Origin of the sequence: Georgenia wangjunii (assembly GCF_036421975.1) — a bacterium.
GTDB classification, from domain to species: Bacteria; Actinomycetota; Actinomycetes; order Actinomycetales; family Actinomycetaceae; genus Georgenia_A; species Georgenia_A wangjunii.
The window spans coordinates 100,294-120,507 of the sequence record NZ_JAZGON010000007.1 but is presented as its reverse complement, the minus strand read 5'-3'; the positions used below and the strand labels follow the sequence as shown (position 1 = coordinate 120,507).

At 72.9% G+C, this 20,214-nt stretch carries 16 protein-coding genes; 2 read left to right on the top strand and 14 right to left on the bottom strand.

Annotated elements, in window-relative coordinates:
- Positions 1-81: 81 nt before the first annotated feature.
- The 14 genes from V2J63_RS11670 to hisI all read right to left on the bottom strand — a co-directional run bounded on the left by V2J63_RS11670 (position 82) and on the right by hisI (position 19,361).
- On the bottom strand, positions 82-2,625 hold the full coding sequence (locus V2J63_RS11670; RefSeq protein WP_331231213.1) for a LamG-like jellyroll fold domain-containing protein: 2,544 nt from the start codon (positions 2,623-2,625) through the stop codon (positions 82-84).
- Positions 2,626-2,772: 147 nt separating this feature from the next.
- Complete coding sequence (locus V2J63_RS11665) at positions 2,773-3,237, bottom strand: anthrone oxygenase family protein (RefSeq protein WP_331231212.1); 465 nt, start codon at positions 3,235-3,237, stop codon at positions 2,773-2,775.
- A 396-nt stretch (positions 3,238-3,633) separates the two neighbouring features.
- A complete protein-coding gene (gene pyk, locus V2J63_RS11660; protein ID WP_331231211.1) occupies positions 3,634-5,055 on the bottom strand; it encodes a pyruvate kinase in 1,422 nt (473 codons plus the stop codon).
- Positions 5,056-5,105: 50 nt separating this feature from the next.
- Positions 5,106-6,572, bottom strand: a complete 1,467-nt coding sequence (locus V2J63_RS11655) for a glutamate synthase subunit beta (protein WP_331231210.1) — start codon at positions 6,570-6,572, stop codon at positions 5,106-5,108.
- On the bottom strand, positions 6,565-11,139 hold the full coding sequence (gltB, locus tag V2J63_RS11650; protein WP_331231209.1) for a glutamate synthase large subunit: 4,575 nt from the start codon (positions 11,137-11,139) through the stop codon (positions 6,565-6,567). The genes V2J63_RS11655 and gltB overlap by 8 nt, the downstream gene beginning before the upstream one ends.
- Before the next feature lie 339 nt (positions 11,140-11,478).
- Positions 11,479-12,513 carry a prolipoprotein diacylglyceryl transferase gene (lgt, locus tag V2J63_RS11645; protein ID WP_331231208.1) on the bottom strand — a complete coding sequence of 345 codons (1,035 nt, stop codon included), beginning with the start codon at positions 12,511-12,513 and terminating at the stop codon, positions 11,479-11,481.
- An 81-nt stretch (positions 12,514-12,594) separates the two neighbouring features.
- Positions 12,595-13,440, bottom strand: coding sequence for a tryptophan synthase subunit alpha (trpA, locus tag V2J63_RS11640; protein WP_331231207.1), 846 nt, complete (start codon positions 13,438-13,440; stop codon positions 12,595-12,597).
- 5 nt (positions 13,441-13,445) lie between these two features.
- The gene (gene trpB / locus V2J63_RS11635) at positions 13,446-14,768 is read right to left on the bottom strand and encodes a tryptophan synthase subunit beta (RefSeq protein WP_331231206.1); all 1,323 of its coding nucleotides are present in this window, start codon (positions 14,766-14,768) and stop codon (positions 13,446-13,448) included.
- Positions 14,765-15,580, bottom strand: coding sequence for an indole-3-glycerol phosphate synthase TrpC (gene trpC / locus V2J63_RS11630; RefSeq protein ID WP_331231205.1), 816 nt, complete (start codon positions 15,578-15,580; stop codon positions 14,765-14,767). Before trpC ends, trpB begins: the two co-directional genes overlap by 4 nt.
- A gap of 140 nt (positions 15,581-15,720) precedes the next feature.
- Positions 15,721-16,134, bottom strand: coding sequence for a hypothetical protein (locus tag V2J63_RS11625; protein WP_331231204.1), 414 nt, complete (start codon positions 16,132-16,134; stop codon positions 15,721-15,723).
- Between the two features lie 43 nt (positions 16,135-16,177).
- Positions 16,178-16,459 carry an HGxxPAAW family protein gene (locus V2J63_RS11620; protein ID WP_331231203.1) on the bottom strand — a complete coding sequence of 94 codons (282 nt, stop codon included), beginning with the start codon at positions 16,457-16,459 and terminating at the stop codon, positions 16,178-16,180.
- A gap of 42 nt (positions 16,460-16,501) precedes the next feature.
- Positions 16,502-17,347 (bottom strand): Trp biosynthesis-associated membrane protein, encoded by an 846-nt coding sequence (locus tag V2J63_RS11615; protein ID WP_331231202.1) that lies wholly within the window; start codon positions 17,345-17,347, stop codon positions 16,502-16,504.
- Positions 17,344-18,951, bottom strand: a complete 1,608-nt coding sequence (locus V2J63_RS11610; protein WP_331231265.1) for an anthranilate synthase component I — start codon at positions 18,949-18,951, stop codon at positions 17,344-17,346. Before V2J63_RS11610 ends, V2J63_RS11615 begins: the two co-directional genes overlap by 4 nt.
- Before the next feature lie 14 nt (positions 18,952-18,965).
- Entirely contained in the window at positions 18,966-19,361 is a 396-nt protein-coding gene (gene hisI, locus V2J63_RS11605; RefSeq protein ID WP_331231201.1) for a phosphoribosyl-AMP cyclohydrolase, read from the bottom strand.
- Between the two features lie 89 nt (positions 19,362-19,450).
- On the opposite strand from hisI, the gene V2J63_RS11600 reads away from it, so the two are divergent.
- Positions 19,451-19,750 carry a hypothetical protein gene (locus V2J63_RS11600; RefSeq protein ID WP_331231200.1) on the top strand — a complete coding sequence of 100 codons (300 nt, stop codon included), beginning with the start codon at positions 19,451-19,453 and terminating at the stop codon, positions 19,748-19,750.
- Between the two features lie 187 nt (positions 19,751-19,937).
- Complete coding sequence (locus V2J63_RS11595; RefSeq protein WP_331231199.1) at positions 19,938-20,168, top strand: hypothetical protein; 231 nt, start codon at positions 19,938-19,940, stop codon at positions 20,166-20,168.
- The last annotated feature ends 46 nt before the right edge of the window (positions 20,169-20,214 follow it).

The following is a 20,214-nucleotide window of genomic DNA, read 5'->3' as shown; positions in this document are numbered from 1 at the left end:
GGGGGCCGGGCCGTCGCGACCAGACTGTGACGTGGTGACGGGGCGGACGAGAACGTCCGCCCCGTCATCACTCACCGCTGCTCAGCGGCTGCACCCCTTGTCCGCGTACTCGGCCGTGAAGGACAAGGTGAGGCCCTCGCCGTCCGGGGCTCCGCTGACCGACACGTGCACCACTCCGGCCTCGATCGCGGGCAGACGCGTCGAGAACGCTCGGAGCACGGACCGCCCGGGCTCGACGTCCGTGACGGTGTGCGTCCCGTAGGCCGTCTCCACGTCGACGTCGACGGTGGACGCCGAGTCGTTGGTCACCCGCGCGACCAGCGTGACGCGCCCGGCGGTGCACCGGGTCTCCGCGAGCACGGTGGCGGGCAGCGGGGTCGGGGCCTCGTCGACGACGACCGTGAGGGCCACGGCCGCGGACCGGCGCTCGCCGAAGCCCTGGGTGAGGTCGGCCTCGTACGTACCCGCCGCGGCGTCGTCGAGGTCGAGGATGCCCTCGAGCGTCCACGTTCCGTCCTCGCCGACGACGGCCTCGCCCGAGACGGAGCCCTCGGCGCGGATCGTCGCACCCGGGTGGCCGGTGCCGGTGAGCGCGGGAAGCGGCTCGCCCTCCGTGATCTCGATCCGGGTCGTCGCGGGCTCGAAGCGGGAGACGTCGGGCCGGTCGATGAGCCAGTCACCCGGCTCGGTCGCGCGGTCGATGATCCGCACCTCACCGACACCGCCGTGCCAGCCCGAGCCGATGAGGTCGTTGCTCAGCGCGGCGCCGATTATCCATGGGAAGTCCTCCTCGAAGGCCATCCCGTTGCCGTCGGTGATGTTGCGCAGGATCGGCATGCCGTCGACGTACATGGTCACGGCCCCGTCCTCCGGGGTGTTGACGATGGCGAGGTGGTACCAGTCGTCGGAGGTGATCTCGCCGGACCACGCGGTGCGGTCGCCCGTGCGGGGATCCTCCGGGACGACGGTCCACTGGAACTCACGCAGGTTGGAGAAGCCGATGGAGGCCGGCGACGCCGTGTAGTCGGTGATGCGCGGCATGCCCTCGAGGCGCGACCGGTTGCCCGTGCGCGCCAGGGCGCGGGTCCACGCGTTGTCGGTGGCGTTCCACTCCTCGGAGATGTTGATGAACGCCTCGATCGTGTAGCCGTCGCTCAGGTCGACGTTGTTGACGGGAACACCGGTCTCGGTGCTGAAGTAGCTGAACCGGTTGGCGGGGCGCGAGGAGTTGGCGAAGCAGATGCCGCTGGACGACGCCGAGAAGGCGTGGCCCTGGCACAGGGTGACGTCCTCCTCCCGCGCCGTGGGCGAGGTCGCCACCGGGCCACGGGTCATCGCCTGCTCGGCGAGGACGACGTCGGGGAGGACGCTGCCCTCGGGGAGCACGTCGCCGATCTCGGCGTCGACGAGGTTCGGGCGCCAGTGCGCGACCGTGCCGTCCACGCGCGGGTAGTCCTCGACGGACCCGGGCAGGTCACGGCTGACCGCGGGAACGCCCTCGAACCCGTCGAGGATGATGTCGCGGGCGCGCTGGGTCAGCGACGGGTACTGCCCGTCGCCGGGCTCCCAGTCGGGGTTGAACCCGGAGAAGCGCTCCTTGAAGTCCACCTCGAGGGTGAACTCCTCGTTCGGGGCGTCGAGGAACGGCTGGTCGTACACGGTCAGCGCCTCCTGCGGCTTCCACACCACCCAGGGCGAGGGCGCCGAGACGTGGATCGCGTCGTTGGCCAGGTCGAACTCGAAGAGACCGAGGAAGCCGTTGCCGCCCTCGTAGTTCATCTGCCAGTCCTGGAGGACCTGAATGACCTCGTTGCCGTTGTCGTTCTCCAGGGTGCGGTACGCCGAGCCGTGGTTGTGGCCGGAGATGGTGAGGAAGATCTGGTCGTTCGAGCGGATGAGCTCCTGCCAGAGCCGCTCTCCGTTGGCACCGGTCACCGCCGTCACCCCGTCGGAGTCGACGCCCAGGATCTCGTGCGACGTGAGGATCGTCGGCAACGTCGGGTGCTCGGCCATGACGTCCTCGGCCCAGGCGAGGGTCTCGTCCGAGACCCGCCAGGCGAGGGCGAGCATGAGGTACTCCTGCCCCTCGGCCTCGAAGACGTGGTACTCGCTGAAGCCGCTCTCGTCCCGACCCGCGTCGGTGGACTGGGCCAGTGCCCGCTGCGGACCGAACCACCGCAGGTACGGCTCGTTGACGCCGAGCTCGCGGTCGGGGACGCGCGTGTTCGTCAGGTCGTGGTTGCCCGGCAGGACCGAGTACGGCAGCCCGGCCCCCTCGAGCGCCCGGTGCGCGGCATCGGCGGCGACCCACTCGCGCTCGACCGAGGCGCGGTCCACGAGGTCACCGAGGTGAGCGACGAGGGGGATGTTGAGGTCCTCGTGGACCTCGGCCAACCACTCGGCCTGCACCTGGTAGGGGTTGCTGCCGTAGCGCGGCTGGAACTGGTCGGCGGCGTAGCGGGAGTAGAACTGGGTGTCCGGCAGGGTGGCGAGGGTCCACCGGGAGCTCGTCTCGTCCGCCGGCTCGATGTCGGCGGTGGCGGGCACCGCGAGGGCACCCGCCATGAGGGCGGTCAGCGCGACGGCCGCAGCGGTCGTGAGGGGCCGTCGTCCGGATATGCGCACGGTTCTCCGATCAGAGGGAAGGAGGGCGCGCGAGCACGCGCGTCAGCGCCGAGACAACCAGGCCCCGTGGAACAACGCGGGAGCGAGCGATGACGAGGCCGTGAACGGGACGTGGACAACAACCTGTCCTCGGCGCCGTTCGTTCTCTCACCTGGTCAGGCCCACGGTGAGCGCCGCGGCGCCGAGGAGGCCGGCGACCGTGCGGACCCGGTTCGCGCGGCCCCATGAGCGCAGGTACCGCTCCCACATCGCCCCGGTGCGCTCCGCGGCGAGGGCATCGTTGAGCGGCACGTTCCGGGCGATCGTCGTGCCGATGACGCCGAGAAGAAAGGTGAGGCTCCCGCCGACGAGCAGCGCTGCCCGAACGCCGTCGTCGGTCCGCGCCCCGAGGACCACCACGGCCACCGCCAGCGCCGCGGTGCCGAACATCGCGATCATGAGGGGCGGACGGACGGCCGTGACGTTGATGGCGCGCATGGCGTCGGCGCCCCCGTCGCCGGGGAGCCGGGCGAGAGCGCGCAGGACGAAACCGTCGAACGTGAAGAACACCCCACCGACGGCCCCGCTGCCGACCGCAGCCAGCACGACCAGGACGGTCTCGACAGCGATCATCGGGCCACCGCCTCGCTCGCCCGTCCGCCTGCGCCTGCAGCCATCACGCTCACGGGCCGGGCTGCTGGCCTGTCGTCCGCAGCAGCCCGCCGGGTGCGGTCGGCGCTCGTGCCCCTCTGGGTCACCATGGGGCTATGCAACTCGCGCGCCCCCTCTCCCGTCCACACTGCCGGCGCGCATCTACCGGACCCCAACCGGGCGAGCGCGAGCGACGGTTCGGCAACGGCATGGTCGAGGTGACCGACGACGACGTCGCGCAGCAGTAGCCGGCCGGACGACCGGCGCCGCCGTAAGGGACGCGAAAGCCCCGCCGGACGGATCCGGCGGGGCCTTCTAGCGTCGAGCGGTGAGGGCGTCGCCCTCCAGGGCCGGCAGGACCGGCCACCACCAACGGGGTCAGACGGTGGCCAGGGTGCCGATCTTGTGCACGCGGATGGAGTTCGTCGTGCCGGTCTGGCCCGGGGGCATCCCGGCGACGAGCACCACGCGGTCGCCGTCCTCGGCGAGGCCGGAGGACTTGAGGAGCTGGTCCACCTGGGCGACCATGTCGTCCGTGTGCTGGACCTCGGGCACCTCGTACGTCTGCACGCCCCAGCTCAGCGCGAGCGTGTTGCGGGTCGCGGTGAGGGGGGTGAAGGCGAGCAGCGGGATGGACGAGCGCAGGCGCGACATGCGGCGCGCCGAGTCACCGGACTGGCTGAACGTCACGAGGAACTTCACGCCGAGCGTCTCGCCGATGTCCGCGGCGGCCCGGGTGATGACGCCACCGGAGGTGTGGGGGCTCGAGCCGAGGGGCGCGATGCGCTCCCCGCCCTGCTCCTCGGTGTTCTCGATGATGCGGGCCATCGTGCGCACGCACTCGATCGGGAACTTGCCGACGCTGGTCTCACCGGACAGCATGACGGCGTCCGCGCCGTCGAGGATGGCGTTGGCGCAGTCGGAGACCTCGGCGCGCGTCGGGCGCGGGCTCGTGATCATGGACTCGAGCACCTGCGTGGCAACGATGACGGGCTTGGCGTTGCGGCGGGCGAGCTCGACCGCGCGCTTCTGGACGATCGGGACCTGCTCGAGGGGCAGCTCGACACCGAGGTCGCCGCGGGCGACCATGATGCCGTCGAACGCCGCGACGATCTCGACGAGGTTGTCGACGGCCTGCGGCTTCTCGATCTTGGCGATGACGGGGATCTTGCGCCCCTCCTCAGCCATGATCGTGTGGACGTCCTCGATGTCCGCGGCGGAGCGGACGAAGGACAGCGCGATGACGTCCGCGCCGACGCGCAGCGCCCAGCGCAGGTCCTCCTTGTCCTTCTCGGACAGGGCGGGGACGCTGACGGCCACGCCGGGGAGGTTGATGCCCTTGTGGTTGGAGACCGGGCCGGCTACCTCGACGCGGGTGACGACCCGCGGGCCGTCGACCTCGAGGACGCGGACCGCGACCTTGCCGTCGTCGATGAGGACGCGGTCACCGGGCTGGCAGTCGCCGGGGAGGCCCTGGTGGGACGTCGAGGCGATCTCGGCGGTGCCGGGGACGTCCTCGGTGGTGATCGTGAAGGTCTGCCCCTCGACGAGCTCCACCTGGCCCTCGGCGAACCGCCCGAGGCGGATCTTCGGCCCCTGGAGGTCGACGAGCACCGCCACCGCACGGCCCGAGGCCTGGGCGGCCGCCCGGACGTTGTGGTAGACGCGCTCGTGCGCCTCCACATCTCCGTGGCTCCGGTTGATCCGAGCGACGTCCATGCCGGCGTCCACCAGCGCCTGGACCTGGTCAGGGGACTCCGTTGCCGGTCCCAACGTGCACACAATCTTGGCTCTACGCATGGGCACCAGCCTACGGCCTTTCAGTGAGGGACCACGTGGGACGTCCGCCATCAGACATTGATCGAGACCGTGGTAGGGCCGATCGGGGACGGAAGTTCGGTCCGGCCGCTGAGATACGTGTCCACGGCGGCGGCCGCGGCCCGGCCCTCGGAGATGGCCCACACGATGAGCGACTGCCCGCGCCCGGCGTCACCGGCGACGAACACGCCGGGCACCGTCGTCGCGAAGTCGTCGTCCCGCTCGATGCGCCCGCGCTGGTCGAGGCCGACCTTGAGCTGCTCGACGAGCCCGTCGCGCGGCACGCCGACGAAGCCCATGGCGAGCAGGACGAGCTGGGCCGGGATGAGGCGCTCGGTGCCCTCGACCGGGACCGGCCGCCCGGAGCTCATGTCGACCTCGGTCACCCGCAGGTGCGTGACGGAGCCGGTCTCGCCCTCGCTGAGGAACTCGACGGTGCTCGTCGCGTAGACGCGCTCGCCGCCCTCCTCGTGGGCGCTGGAGACCCGGTAGATCATCGGGTACGTGGGCCAGGGCTGGCCGGCGGGCCGCTCCTCGCTCGGGCGCGGCATGATCTCGATCTGCGTGACCGAGCGCGCGCCCTGCCGGATGGCGGTGCCGAGGCAGTCCGCCCCGGTGTCGCCGCCGCCGATGATGACGACGTCCTTGTCCGTGGCGAGGATCTGCCCGGGGACCTCCTCGCCGTGGACGACTCGCGTGGCCTGGGGCAGGTACTCCATCGCCTGGTGGATGCCGCTCAGCTCGCGCCCGGGGACGGGCAGGTCGCGGGCGATCGTCGAGCCCATGGCGAGGACGACGGCGTCGTACCGCTCGAGGAGCTCCTCGCCCGTGAGCCCGCCGGGCGCGCCGACGTCGCTCGAGGGGCGGAACCGCGTGCCCTCCGCCTCCATCTGCGCGAGACGGCGGTCGACGTGGATCTTCTCCATCTTGAACTCGGGGATGCCGTAGCGCAGGAGCCCGCCGATCTTGTCGGCCCGCTCGTGCACGACGACGGTGTGCCCGGCCCGGGTGAGCTGCTGCGCGGCCGCGAGGCCCGCCGGCCCGGAGCCGATGACGGCGACCGTCTTGCCGGTGAGCCGGTCGGGGATCTCGGGGGTGACGAGGCCCTCCTCGAACGCGCGGTCGATGATCGCCTGCTCGATGTTCTTGATCGTCACCGGCGGCTGGTTGATCCCGAGCACGCACGAGGACTCGCACGGCGCCGGGCACAGCCGGCCCGTGAAGTCCGGGAAGTTGTTCGTCGCGTGGAGGCGCTCGATCGCACCGTTGACGTCGTCGCGCCGCGTGAGGTCGTTCCACTCGGGGATGAGGTTCCCCAGCGGGCAGCCGTTGTGGCAGAACGGGACGCCGCAGTCCATGCAGCGGCTCGCCTGGCGCTGGAGCGCACCGGAGTCGCGCCGCTCGTAGACCTCGCGGTAGTCGAGGATGCGCACCGGCACGAGCCGGCGCTCGGGGAGCTCACGCTCGCGGTGCTTGAGGAATCCGCGCGGGTCAGCCATGGGAGGCCTCCAAGATGGTGTTCCAGACGTCGGGCGACCCGGCGTCGAGCCCCTCGTCGGCCGCCTTCGCGAGGGCGGCGCTGACGGCCGCGAACTGGCGCGGCAGGACCTTCGTGAACCGGGCGCAGGCTGCGTCCGGGTCGGCGAGCAGCTCGGCCGCCCGCCGGGAGTCGGTGTGCTCGAGGTGGCGGTGCAGGAGGTCGAGGACGATGTTGCGGTCCTCGGCGTCGAGCGGCGCGAGGATGAGCTCGCCCTGGGCCACGGCCGGGCCGTTGACGCGCCCGGGGTCGAGGTCGAGCACGTAGGCGGTGCCGCCGGACATGCCGGCGCCGAGGTTGCGCCCGGTCGATCCGAGGACGACGACGGTCCCGCCCGTCATGTACTCCACGGCGTGGTCACCCACGCCCTCGACGACGGCGGTCGCACCCGAGTTGCGCACGGCAAAACGCTCCCCCGCGCGCCCGGCGAGGAAGATCTCCCCGCTCGTGGCGCCGTAGGCGATGACGTTGCCCGCGATGACGTTCTCCGCCGCCGTGAGGTGGGCGCGCTCGTCCGGCCGGACGATGATCCGCCCGCCCGAGAGGGACTTGCCGACGTAGTCGTTCGCGTCGCCGAGCAGGCGAAGCGTGATGCCGCTGGGCAGGACCGCCCCGAAGGACTGCCCGGCCGAGCCGGTGAGCGTGATGTCGATCGTGCCGTCGGGCAGGCCGGCGGCGCCGTAGCGCTTGGTCAGCTCGTGGCCGAGCATCGTGCCCACCGTGCGGTTGACGTTGCGCACCGGCGCCTCGATCCGCACCGGCGTCCCGTCGGCGAGCGCCGCCGCGGCCTGCGCGATGAGCTGCACGTCGAGCGCCTTGTCGAGGCTGTGGTCCTGCGTCTTGACCTGGTGCAGCGCCGAGCCGGGCGCCGGCTCGACCTTCTGCAGGACGGGAGCGAGGTCGAGCCCCGAGGCCTTCCAGTGGTCGATGGCGTCACGGGCGTCGAGCAGCTCGACCTGGCCCACGGCCTCCTCGATCGAGCGCAGGCCGAGGGAGGCGAGCAGCTCGCGCACCTCCTGGGCGATGTACTCGAAGAAGGTGACGACGTACTCGGCCTTGCCCGAGAAGCGCGCGCGCAGCTCGGGGTTCTGCGTGGCCACGCCCACCGGGCACGTGTCGAGGTGGCACACGCGCATCATGACGCAGCCCGAGACGACGAGCGGTGCCGTCGCGAACCCGAACTCCTCCGCGCCCAGGAGCGCGGCGACGACGACGTCGCGGCCGGTCTTGAGCTGGCCGTCGGTCTGGACGACGATCCGGTCACGCAGGTCGTTGAGCACGAGGGTCTGCTGCGTCTCGGCGAGGCCGAGCTCCCACGGCGCGCCCGCGTGCTTGAGGGAGGTGAGCGGGCTCGCGCCCGTCCCGCCGTCGTGCCCCGAGATGAGGACGACGTCGGCGTGCGCCTTGGAGACGCCCGCGGCCACGGTGCCCACGCCGACCTCGCTCACGAGCTTGACGTGGATGCGCGCCGACGGGTTGGCGTTCTTGAGGTCGTGGATGAGCTGGGCGAGGTCCTCGATCGAGTAGATGTCGTGGTGCGGCGGCGGGGAGATGAGGCCGACGCCGGGCGTCGAGTGCCGCGTCTTGGCCACCCACGGGTACACCTTGGTACCGGGGAGCTGACCGCCCTCGCCCGGCTTGGCGCCCTGTGCCATCTTGATCTGGATGTCGTCGGAGTTCGTGAGGTAGTCCGCCGTCACGCCGAAACGTCCCGAGGCGACCTGCTTGATCGACGAGCGCCGGCGCGGGTCGTGGAGACGGTCGGTGTCCTCGCCGCCCTCACCGGTGTTCGACTTGCCGCCGAGCATGTTCATCGCGATCGCGAGGGTCTCGTGAGCCTCGGCGGAGATCGACCCGTAGGACATCGCGCCGGTGGAGAACCGCTTGACGATCTCCGAGACCGGCTCGACCTCCTCGATCGGGATCGGCGCGCGCCCGCCCTCCTTGAACGCGAAGAGCCCGCGCATCGTCATGAGCCGCTTCGACTGCTCGTTCACGCGCTCGGTGTACTGGCGGAAGATGTCCATCTTCCGGTGCCGGGTGGAGTGCTGGAGCCGGAAGATCGTGTCCGGGTCGAACAGGTGCGGCTCGCCCTCGCGGCGCCACTGGTACTCCCCGCCGATGCGCAGGGTCCGGTGGGCCGGGGAGATGCCCGACGGCGGGTAGGCCGTCGCGTGGCGCGCGGCCACCTCGGCCGCGATGACGTCGAGGCCGACGCCGCCGAGCGGCGAGGCCGTGCCGGTGAAGTACTGGTTGATGAGCGGCTCGGACAGGCCGAGCGCCTGGAACACCTGCGCGCCGCGGTAGGAAGCGACGGTCGAGATGCCCATCTTGCTCATGACCTTGAGGACGCCCTTGCCGAGCGCCTTGATGACGTTGGCGACGGCCTGCTCGGGCGTGAGGCCCTCGATGATCCCGGCGTCGACGAGCTCCTCGGCGCTCTCCATGGCGAGGTAGGGGTTGACCGCTGCCGCGCCGTAGCCGATGAGGAGGGCGACGTGATGGACCTCGCGCACGTCCCCGGCCTCGACGAGGAGGCTGACCTTCGTGCGGGTGCGGCGGCGCAGCGTGTGGTGGTGCACCGCGGAGGTGAGCAGGAGCGAGGGGATGGGTCCGAGCTCCGCCGTCGCGTCCCGGTCGGACAGGACGATGAAGCTCACCCCGCGCTCGATGGCCTCGTCCACCTCGGTGAAGATCTCCTCGAGGCGAGCCTCGAGCGCCTCTCCCCCGCCGGAGACGCGGTAGAGGCCGGAGATGACGACGGACGAGAAGCCGTTGCCGGTGCGACGCGCGCGGCCGATGTTGACGATCTTGGCGAGCTGGTCGTTGTCGATCGTCGGGAACGGCACGTGGAGCTTGTGGGTGTGCTCCGGCCCGTCGTGGAGGAGGTTGGGCTCGGGGCCGATCGCGCCGGCGAGCGAGGTGACGAGCTCCTCGCGGATCGCGTCGAGGGGCGGGTTCGTCACCTGGGCGAAGAGCTGGATGAAGTAGTCGAAGAGCAGCCGCGGCCGCTCGGACAGGACGGCCACCGGGGTGTCCGTGCCCATCGAGCCGAGCGCCTCGGCGCCGGAGCGCGCCATCGGCGCGAGGATGATGTTGAGCTCCTCGTCGGTGTAGCCGAACATCTGCTGCCGGCGGGCGACGGAGGCGCGGGAGTGCGCGACGTGCTCGCGCTCGGGCAGGTCCTCGAGCCGGACGGTGTGCTCGTCGAGCCACTCCCGGTACGGGTGCAGCGCGGCGAGCTCGGCCTTGACCTCCTCGTCGCTGACGACGCGGCCCTGGGCCGTGTCGACGAGGAACATCTTGCCGGGCTCGAGGCGGCCCTTGCTCGCCACGCGGGCGGGGTCGATGTCGAGGACACCGGTCTCGGAGGCGAGGACGACGAGGCCGTCGTCGGTCACCCAGTAGCGCCCGGGGCGCAGCCCGTTGCGGTCGAGGACCGCGCCGATGACGGTGCCGTCGGTGAACGTCATGGCCGCCGGGCCGTCCCACGGCTCGACGAGGGTGGAGGTGTACTCGTAGAAGGCGCGGCGGTCCGCGTCCATCTCGGTGTGGTTCTGCCACGCCTCGGGGATCATCATGAGGACGGCGTGGGGCAGGGAGCGGCCGCCGAGGTGGAGGAGCTCGAGGACCTCGTCGAACGTGGCCGAGTCGCTCGCGCCGGGGGTGCACACGGGCAGGAGCGCGTCGAGGTCACCGAGGAGCTCGGAGGACAGGTTGCCCTCGCGCGCGCTCATCCAGTTCCGGTTGCCGCGCACGGTGTTGATCTCACCGTTGTGGGCGACCATCCGGAACGGCTGGGCGAGCGGCCACGACGGGAACGTGTTCGTCGAGAAGCGGGAGTGGACGAGCGCGATCTCGCTCGCCATCCGCTCGTCGGACAGGTCCGGGAAGAACGGCTGGAGCTGCGTCGTCGTGAGCATGCCCTTGTAGACGAGCGTGCGCGCGGAGAGCGAGGCCATGTACACGCCGTACTCGTGCTCGACGCGCTTGCGCAGGCGGTAGGCGAGGCGGTCGAGCTCGATCCCGCTGCGCGTGCCCGCGGCGTCGGCGACGAAGAGCTGGCGGAACGTCGGCATCGAGGCGCGGGCCATCGGCCCGACGAGTCCCGCGTCGACGGCGACGTCGCGCCACAGGAGGACGTCGAGCTCCTCCTCGCGGGCGATCCGCTCGATCCCGTCGACGGCGCGCGCGAGCTCGCCGTCCGCGGTGCCGGCGCCGGGCAGGAAGACGAGCCCGACGGCGTAGGAGCCGGCGGGGGGCAGGTCGACGCCGGCCTCGGCGCGCAGGAACGCGTCCGGGACCTGGAGGAGGATGCCCGCGCCGTCGCCCGTGTTCTCCTCGGCGCCGACGGCGCCGCGGTGGTCGAGGTTCGCCAGGGCCGTGAGCCCGGCGTCCACGATGTCCCGCCCGGGCGTGCCGCGGAGCGTCGCGACGAAGGCGACGCCGCAGGCGTCGTGCTCGTTGGCCGGGTCGTACAGACCCGTCCGCTCCGGTCCGGTCTGGGGTGCCGGGTGGTGCGCGTTCATCGGCGTACCCGTCCTCACTGCGGACGCCCTGGAGCGCCCAGCATCGTTATCAGTGCTTCGATGGGACGTCGTTGGCCCGGTGCGCGGAAACTTTACGCCCTCTGTACCCGCTGGTTGCTCGACTGCCCCCGAGTGGTGACCCTGTCTTACTTTCTGGACATCGCCGCCACAGAGAGTGGACGCCGGTATGGCGGGACGTCGCCGCCCACGTCGCTGCGACACCGAAGGCCGGCGTGACCCAGATCTCAAGCGTCGTGCCCCGCCCGGTGCGCCGTCAACGCCTTGGGTGGGGGGATCGCGGAGCGGCACACCGCGGCCCTGCGCCGGCCGCCGTGAGACCTAGCGGTCGCCGCCGGCTGCGGTCTCGCCGCGGTCGCTCGACGAGCCGACCGGCTCGTCGGCGGGGGCGCTGGGGTCCTCATCGGCGGTCGCCGTCGTGGTTGTGTCGCCGTCCGCTGTCGACGCCACGACGTCGTCGGCCGACGTCGTGCCGTCGACGCCGGCGGTTGTGCCCTCGCCGTCGGCGCCCGCCTCGGGCTCGCGGCCCGGGAGCCACACGGTCTCCGGGACGTCGCGGGTGCTGCGGCCGATGCGGACGAAGATCGACAGGGCGAGGAGGAAGACGATGATCGACGTCCACACGTTGAGGCGCAGCCCGAGCACGAGCTCGGCCTCGTCGATGCGGAGGTACTCGATCCACACGCGGCCGGTCGTGTAGAGCATGACGTAGAGCCAGAAGACGCGGCCGTGCCGGAGGTTGAACCGGCGGGCGGCCCAGATGAGGACGGCCGCCGCGGCGAAGTTCCACAGGAGCTCGTAGAGGAACGTCGGGTGGAACAGGGTTCCGGACTCGTAGCCCGGGCGCAGGTACCGGTCGTCGATCTCGAGGCCCCACGGCAGCGTCGTCGGCGCACCGTAGAGCTCCTGGTTGAAGTAGTTGCCGATGCGCCCGATCCCCTGGGCGACGAGCAGGCCCGGGGCGAGGGCGTCGGCGAAGGGAGCGAGGCGCAGGCCGCGGCGACGCAGCGCGATCCACGCACCGAGGCCGCCGAGCGGGATCGCGCCCCAGATCCCGAGGCCGCCGTTCCACACCTCGATGACGCGGCTCGGGTCCCCGTTCGGGCCGAAGTACGCGTCCGGGGAGGAGAGGACGTGGTAGATCCGCCCGCCGATGATGCCGAACGGCACCATCCAGATCGCGACGTCGAGCGCCGTCTCCTCCGGTCCGCCCTTCGCGCGGTAGCGGCGGTCGAGGATCCACCACGCCGCCAGGATGCCGATACCGATGGCGATCGCGTACGCGCGGATCGGCAGGGGGCCCAGGTACCACACCGACTCGGCGGGGCTGGGGATGGAGAAGGCGACGCTCAGCATGCTCCGAAGCGTAACGGCCGGCGCGGTGCGCCCGGCGGCCAGTCCGACGCGGCGCCGCCGTCAGGCGCGGTGCCCGTGCCGTCAGGCGCCGTGCGTCCCGGCGGCCAGCTCGGCGGCGAGAGAGCCGAGGTCGCGCAGCGCGGCCGTCGTGTCGCCGTCGGCGCGCTGGAGCGTGCGGACGAGCGCGGAGCCGACGATGACCCCGTCGGAGTACTCGGCGATCTCGGCGGCCTGCTCGCGCGTCGAGACACCGAGCCCGACGCACACGCGCTCCGCCCCGGCCTCCCGCGTACGGGCGACAAGGTCGCGCGCGTGGTCGTCGACGCTCGCGCGCACGCCGGTCACGCCCATCGTCGAGGCGGCGTAGACGAAGCCGCGGGTCTGCGCGGCGGTCATGGCGAGCCGCTCCGGCGTCGAGCTGGGGGCGACGAGGAAGATCCGCTCGAGGCCGTGGGCCTCGGAGGCGGCGATCCACTCCCCCGCCTCGTCCGGGATGAGGTCGGGGGTGATGAGCCCGGCGCCGCCCGCCGACGCGAGGTCGCGCGCGAAGCGGTCGACCCCGTAGCGGTGCACGGGGTTCCAGTAGGTCATGATGACGACGGCGGCGCCGGTCTCGGCGACCCGCTCGACGGCGCGGAGCACGTCGGTCGTGCGCGTGCCCCCGTCGAGGGCGGCCTGGGCCGCGGCCTGGATGACCGGGCCGTCCATGCCCGGGTCGGAGTAGGGCAGCCCGAGCTCGACGATGTCGACGCCCGCCTCGACGATCGTGCGCGCCGCCTGGACCGAGGTCTCGAGGCCGGGGAACCCGACGGGGAGGTACCCGACGAGGGCGGCGCCTCCGCGGGCGCGCGCGTCGTCGATCGCCGCGGCCGTCGTTCGCGTGCCCGCGGTGGGCCCGGCGGCGGGCGTCCCGCTGTTCGTCGTCATGCTGCTCACTTCTCCACGCTTCCCGTGGCGCTGTAGTCGGCGCCGTCGACGGAGCCGGTCTTCGCGTCGTCCTCCGGGCTCGGGGAGGCCTCGGGGACGTCGACGTCGTGCTCGTCGGCGTCGAGGAGCTCGAACCAGGCCGCCGCGGTCTCGACGTCCTTGTCCCCGCGCCCCGAGAGGTTGACGAGGATCGTCGGCGCGGGCTCGCCCGCCTCCTTGGCCTCGCGGCCGAGGCGCAGGGCGCCGGCGAGGGCGTGCGCGCTCTCGATGGCGGGGATGATGCCCTCGGTCCGGCACAGGAGACGGAACGCGTCCATGGCCTCGGCGTCGGTGACCGACCAGTACTCGGCGCGTCCGATGCTCGCGAGCCACGAGTGCTCCGGACCGACGCCCGGGTAGTCGAGCCCGGCGGAGATCGAGTGCGACTCGCGGGTCTGGCCGTCCTCGTCCTGGAGGAGGAAGGAACGCGCGCCGTGGAGGACGCCGGGCTCCCCGCCCGTGATGGAGGAGGCGTGCCGGCCCGTGTCGACTCCGTCGCCGCCGGCCTCGAGGCCGATGAGCCGGACGCCCTCGTCGTCGAGGAAGGCGTTGAAGATGCCGATGGCGTTGGAGCCGCCGCCCACGCAGGCGCAGACGACGTCGGGCAGTGCCCCCGTGAGGTCGAGCACCTGGGCGCGCGCCTCCTCGCCGATGATCTTCTGCAGGTCGCGGACGAGCGCCGGGAACGGGTGCGGGCCGGCGGCGGTGCCGAAGAGGTAGTTCGTCGTCTCGACGTTGGCGACCCAGTCGCGGAACGCCTCGTTGATGGCGTCCTTGAGCGTGCGCGACCCGGTCTCGACCGGGATGACCTCGGCTCCGAGGAGGCGCATCCGCGCGACGTTGAGGGCCTGGCGGCGCACGTCCTCCGCGCCCATGTAGACGGTGCACTCGAGCCCGAGGAGCGCGGCCGCCGTCGCCGTCGCGACGCCGTGCTGGCCCGCGCCGGTCTCGGCGATGACGCGCTTCTTGCCGACGGCGCGGGTGAGGAGCACCTGGCCGAGCACGTTGTTGATCTTGTGGGACCCGGTGTGGTTGAGGTCCTCCCGCTTGAGGATGACGCGCGCTCCCCCGGCGTGCGCGGCGAAGCGCGGCACCTCCGTGATGATGCTCGGGCGCCCCGTGTACGTGCGGTGGAGCTCGTCGAGCTCAGCCTGGAACGCCGGGTCTGCCTTGAGGGTCTCCCACGCCGCGGTGAGGTCGTCGAGCGCGGCGACGAGCGCCTCGGGCACGAACCGCCCGCCGAACTCCCCGAAGTAGGGTCCCTCCGCCCCGGCGAGCGCCCCGCTCACGGGCGGACCGCGCGCAGCGCCGGGTGCGACCCCGCCGCGGCCATGTCGGCGACGGCCCGGCGCGGGTTCCCCTGCGTGACGAGGGCCTCGCCGACGAGGACGACGTCGGCGCCGGCCCGGGCGTAGTCGAGGACGTCGTGCGGGCCGCGCACGCCGGACTCGGCGACCTTGAGGACGCCGGACGGGATGACGCCGACGACGTCGGCGAAGACGTTCCGGTCGACGGCGAGGGTGTGGAGGTTGCGGGCGTTGACGCCGATGATGCGGGCGCCGGCGTCGACGGCGCGCTTGGCCTCCTCACGGTCGTGCACCTCGACGAGGGCGGTCATGCCCAGGGAGTGCACACGCTCGACGAGCGAGGTGAGGACCGTCTGCTCGAGCGCCGCGACGATGAGCAGGACGAGGTCCGCGCCGTGCGCCCGGGCCTCCCACACCTGGTAGGGCGTGACGATGAAGTCCTTGCGCAGGACCGGGACGTCGACGGCGGCGCGCACCGCCGTGAGGTCCTCGAGGCTGCCGCCGAAGCGCCGGCGCTCGGTGAGGACGCTGATGGCGCTCGCGCCACCGGCCTCGTAGTCGCTCGCCAGACCGGCGGGGTCGGCGATGTCGGCCAGGGCGCCCTTGCTCGGGCTCGAGCGCTTGACCTCGGCGATGATGGTCACGGCGTCGGCCCCGCCACGGAGCGCGGAGACGGCGTCCTTGGCCTGGGTCCCGCGGGCCACCCGCTCCTTGAGCTCGGCCAGCGGCACGTGCTCCTCGCGAACGGCCAGGTCCTCACGGACACCGGCGATGATCTCTTCAAGGACCGTCACACCATGCTCCCCTCGCTGCCTGACACGGTCATCGTACGGGCGTGAGGCAGAGCACCGGACCGCCGTCCGGCTGGCGGGCCGACCCAGGTCCGGCAGCGTCGCCGAACGGACCGGTGGCCGCCCGTCCGGGCGGCGTGGCCTCAGCCGAGCTCGGTCAGGTCGATCGCGCCCGTCTGGACGAGGACGGCGCCCCAGATGGCGGCGACGTAGAGGACGAGTGCGACCCCGCCGAGGAGGAGCCCGCAGAACGCCTGCGCCCGGGTGGTGGAGAGCCCCGCGCTCGCCGCCCGTACGCCCTTGATCCCGAGGACGATGCTCGCGATGCACACCATGGTGCCGAGGGTGAGCGCGATGATCGGCGGGAACACGAGCAGGACGATCGAGGCGATGCCGAGGATGAGGGCCCACGTGCCGAGCTTGTTCTTCTCGGTCGAGCGGTCCACCTGCTCGTCGTCGTAGCGGGCGACCATCCCGGCCTCACGCCCCGCGCGCGCCTGCTCGGCGCCGTAGGAGGGCGCGGAGGTGGGGGCGTCGCCGTCGGTGCTCTTCGGCATGGTCACTCCAGACTCGCGCCGGTCACCCGGCGCACGTGGTGGTTCAGGCGTACCAGTCGTCAGAGCCGCTGCGGCGTCCGCCGGACTGGGTGGGCTGGCCCATCCCCATCCCCCGCATGACGAGGCTCGCGACGAGGGCGATGACGACGACGGCGGAGCCGGCAGCGACGACCCACATCTCCCACATCATGAGGCCGAGGCCGACGACGACGAGGCCGAGGCAGACGCCCCACACGAGCGCCCAGGAGGCGGTCGTCTTCCCGTGGTTGCCGGCGGGAGAGCCCGTGGGGAGCTCGTACGTGCGGTTCGTGCCCTGCTCAGCCATGTCCGTCTCTTTCGCCGACGCCTCGTGGATGCTGGGGGCAGCCTATCGGGCGTCAGAGGCGGAAGGGTCCTCGCCGCGTCCGAGCGCGTCCCAGTCGTCCATGGCGCGCAGCCGCGCGCTCCCCGGTGCGTCCGGCGTCTCGCCGGTGGCCGCCGATCCGGGCGCCGGCGCGGCGGCGGGTGCCGCGCCGGGACCGACGGGGCGAGCGCCGTCGGCGGACCTGCCGAAGCCGGCGTCGTCGTCGGACCCGCCCGTGCCGGCGCCCTCGTCGGGCACGCCCGGACGTGCACCGGCGGCCGGTGCACCCCGGTCGGCGCCGGCCCCGGGCACGAGCGGGCGATCGCCGTCGTCGCCGGGGGGCGTGGCGCGCGAGCCGGCCGCGGGAGCCGTGACCCCGGCCGGCGCCCCGGCGCGCTCGAAGCGACGGCCGCCCGCGCGCCACGAGCGCGCGGCGACGGCGACGACGATGCCCGCGGCCGCGACGAGCGCGCCGACGACGGCCGCCGCGTACGGCGCGAGGGTCACCGTCACCTCGCCGGTGACCTGCCGCACGCCGCTCACCTCGGCCGCCGTGCTCAGCGCGACCGGGTCCGGGTCGGCGATGAAGCCGACCGCGGAGACGACGACGAGCGCGCCGATGCCGACGAGGGCGAGGCCGCCGAGGGTGGCGGCCGCGCGCCCCCCGATGGCGACGGCGAGGGCGGCCGCGAGGACGGCGAGCGACGCGGCGCTGACGGCCGGGACCGCGTCCGTGCCGGGGACGGTGATGTCGACGAGCTCGAGGACCGTCGGGACGGTGGCCCGCAGCCACGTCGTCGCGGACAGGGCGAAGCCGGCGCCCCCGAGGACGAGCACCGCCAGGACGAGCCGCCCGCGAGGCACGTTCACGCCGGGTCTCCCCCGGCCTGGCCCCTCGCTGCCTCGGCCGCGGCGTCGACCGCCACGGCCCCGCCCTCGTCTCCCCCGGCGGGCCGGAGGTTCGCGGCGCGCTGGACCGCCCGGACGGCGGCGGCGGCCTTGTTCCGCGACTCCTCGTACTCGAGCGTCGGCACGGAGTCGGCGACGATGCCGCCGCCCGCCTGGACGCTCGCGACGCCGTCGCGGATGAACGCCGTGCGGATGGCGATGGCCATGTCCGCGTTCCCGGCGAAGTCGAAGTACCCGACCGTCCCGCCGTAGATCCCCCGGCGCGCCGGCTCGAGGTCGTCGATGAGCTCGATCGCGCGGGGCTTGGGAGCCCCGGACAGCGTGCCGGCCGGGAAGGTCGCGACGAGGCAGTCGAGGGCGCTGGCGCCCTCGCGCAGCCGGCCGGTCACCGTCGAGGAGATGTGCATGATGTGGCTGAAGCGCTTGATCTCCATGAGCTCGATGACCTCGACGGTCTCGGGGTCGCAGACCTTGACGAGGTCGTTGCGCGCGAGGTCGACGAGCATGATGTGCTCCGAGCGCTCCTTGGGGTCCGCGAGCAGCTCCTCGGCGAGGGTGCGGTCCTCCTCCGGGGTGGCACCCCGCGGGCGGGACCCGGCGATGGGGAACGTCACGACCGTGCCGGCGTCGGCCTTGACGAGGGTCTCCGGGCTCGAGCCGACGACGGCGAACGTCCCGCGGTCGCCGTCGGTGTCCGCGTCGGGCAGCTGGAGGTAGTACATGTACGGGCTCGGGTTGATCGTCCGCAGGACGCGGTAGACGTCGAGCGGCTCCGCGGGGCAGTCGATGTCGAGGCGCTGGGACAGGACGAGCTGGAACACCTCGCCGTCGCGGATGGCCGCCTTCGCGGCGCGGACGCCGTTCTCGAAGTCCTCCTGCGAGGTCCGGAAGCGCAGCTCGGCCTCGGCAGCGCCGGCCACCTGGACGGCGGCGTGCGAGCGGGACGGCGCGAGGAGCGTGGCCTCCATCGCGTCGAGGCGGGCCACGGCGTCGGCGTAGGCGTCGTCGACGCGCTCGTCGGTGTCGTCGAAGTTGATGGCGTTGGCGATGAGCCACACGGAGCCGTCGGCGTGGTCGACGGCGGCGAGGTCGCTCGCGAGGCACAGGGCGACCTCCGGGGCGTCGAGCTCGGCGGGGGCGTTGGCCCGCAGGCGCGGCTCCCACTGGCGCAGGACGTCCCACCCGAGAGCACCGACGAGGCCGCCGGTGAGCGGCGGGAGCCCGGGCAGCGCCGGGGTGTGGAGGGCGGCGAGGGTCCGCTCGAGGACGTCGAGCACCGCGCCCTCGCGCGGGATCCCCACGGGGACGTCGCCGGTCCAGCGCGCACGCCCGCCGCGGGAGACGAGCGTCGCGCGCGAGTGGACGCCGACGAAGGACCACCGCGCCCACGCGCCGTGCTCGGCGGACTCGAGGATGAACGTGCCCGGGCGGCCCCCCGCGAGCTGGCGGTACAGGCCGACGGGCGTGACGTCGTCGGCGAGGAGCCGGCGCACGACGGGGACGACCCGTCGGTCGGCCGCGGAGGCGCGGAACTCGGGCAGGCTCGGCCACGTCTCGCCCCACATGGGCGGCTGCGGGCTCACAGGACCTCCTCCGGCTTGTCCCCGACGACGGCGCCGAGGTCCCCGCCGGCCTCGAAGCACGTGCGCGTGCCGGTGTGGCACGCGGCGCCGACCTGGTGCACCCGCACGAGGACGGCGTCGCCGTCGCAGTCGAGCTCGACCGAGCGGACGTGCTGGGTGTGCCCGGACGTGTCGCCCTTGCGCCAGTACTCCTGGCGCGAGCGGGACCAGAACGTCACGCGCCCGGTCGTCAGGGTGCGGGAGAGAGCCTCGTCGTCCATCCAACCGACCATGAGGACGTCCTTGGTCCGGTCCTCCTGGACGACGGCGCACACGAGCCCGTGCGCGTCGCGCCGGAGCCGTGCGGCGATCGCCGGGTCGAGGGAGCTGCTCGGAACGGTTGCGTCGGCCACGCGCCGATCTTGCCAGACCCGGCCCGGCGCGCGGTCGGCGGTAGTCCCTTCGGCCCTCTCGCGGCACCGGCGGGACGACTCGTCCCGCGGTGTGGGACGCCGGTGGGGGGCGGTCTCGGTCGCCGTCCGGACGTGGCGGGCGCTGCACCTTCGACGCGCTGGAGACGCACGCGACGGGCACGATCGACCTGCGCGGCTTCGCCGGCACCGCCGACGTCTCGCCGCACTTCCAGGAGCTCACCCTCACCCTCGCGCTGACGACCGACGTTCCCGAGGCCGAGCTCGACGAGCTCAAGGCACGTGTCCTGCGGCGCTGCCCGCTCGTCAACCTCATCAAGGACGCCGGCGTGGCGATCCGCGACGTCTGGGTGGTCCGCCCTACGGCCTGACGGTGCTCGGGCGCGCCGGCCTGCCGGGGGCCCGTCCGTGCCCGCGGGCCGCCGGCGCGCACACAGTGAGAATCGTCATGCGCCGCCTACGAAAACCCGGTTCCCGCCTCGCTGCGGACCGCCGTCCGTGGCGACCGCCGAACGCCCCGGGGTTCCAACGCTTGCCCAGGGGGCGCATGATGGGGGTATGGCCACCAGACCCGCAGGCTCCCGCCCGTACCTGCCCAACAGTCCGTTCAACGCTGGGCGCCAGGTGCCCCCGGCCGAGCCGATCCCGGTCGGAGCGCACATCTCGCACGACCGTCACGGCCTCGGCAAGGTCGTCGCCCTCGACGGCGACGCGTCGATCATCGTCGACTTCGGCAACGGCGACGCCCGTCGCGTCCCGCTCAACAGCCCCCGCATCGAGCGTCTCTGAGCGACCGCTCGACCCGGGTCAGCGCCGACCCGGTACCGCGCGCGCC

What these genes read in the sequence shown, in the direction of transcription:
- gltB (WP_331231209.1), bottom strand. Translation starts at nt 11,139, where the DNA reads ATGAACGCGCACCACCCGGCACCCCAGACCGGACCGGAGCGGACGGGT.
- V2J63_RS11610 (WP_331231265.1), bottom strand. Translation starts at nt 18,951, where the DNA reads ATGTGGGGCGAGACGTGGCCGAGCCTGCCCGAGTTCCGCGCCTCCGCG.
- V2J63_RS11595 (WP_331231199.1), top strand. Translation starts at nt 19,938, where the DNA reads ATGGCCACCAGACCCGCAGGCTCCCGCCCGTACCTGCCCAACAGTCCG.
- lgt (WP_331231208.1), bottom strand. Translation starts at nt 12,513, where the DNA reads ATGCTGAGCGTCGCCTTCTCCATCCCCAGCCCCGCCGAGTCGGTGTGG.
- V2J63_RS11655 (WP_331231210.1), bottom strand. Translation starts at nt 6,572, where the DNA reads ATGGCTGACCCGCGCGGATTCCTCAAGCACCGCGAGCGTGAGCTCCCC.
- V2J63_RS11620 (WP_331231203.1), bottom strand. Translation starts at nt 16,459, where the DNA reads ATGGCTGAGCAGGGCACGAACCGCACGTACGAGCTCCCCACGGGCTCT.
- V2J63_RS11625 (WP_331231204.1), bottom strand. Translation starts at nt 16,134, where the DNA reads ATGCCGAAGAGCACCGACGGCGACGCCCCCACCTCCGCGCCCTCCTAC.
- trpA (WP_331231207.1), bottom strand. Translation starts at nt 13,440, where the DNA reads ATGACGACGAACAGCGGGACGCCCGCCGCCGGGCCCACCGCGGGCACG.
- pyk (WP_331231211.1), bottom strand. Translation starts at nt 5,055, where the DNA reads ATGCGTAGAGCCAAGATTGTGTGCACGTTGGGACCGGCAACGGAGTCC.
- V2J63_RS11665 (WP_331231212.1), bottom strand. Translation starts at nt 3,237, where the DNA reads ATGATCGCTGTCGAGACCGTCCTGGTCGTGCTGGCTGCGGTCGGCAGC.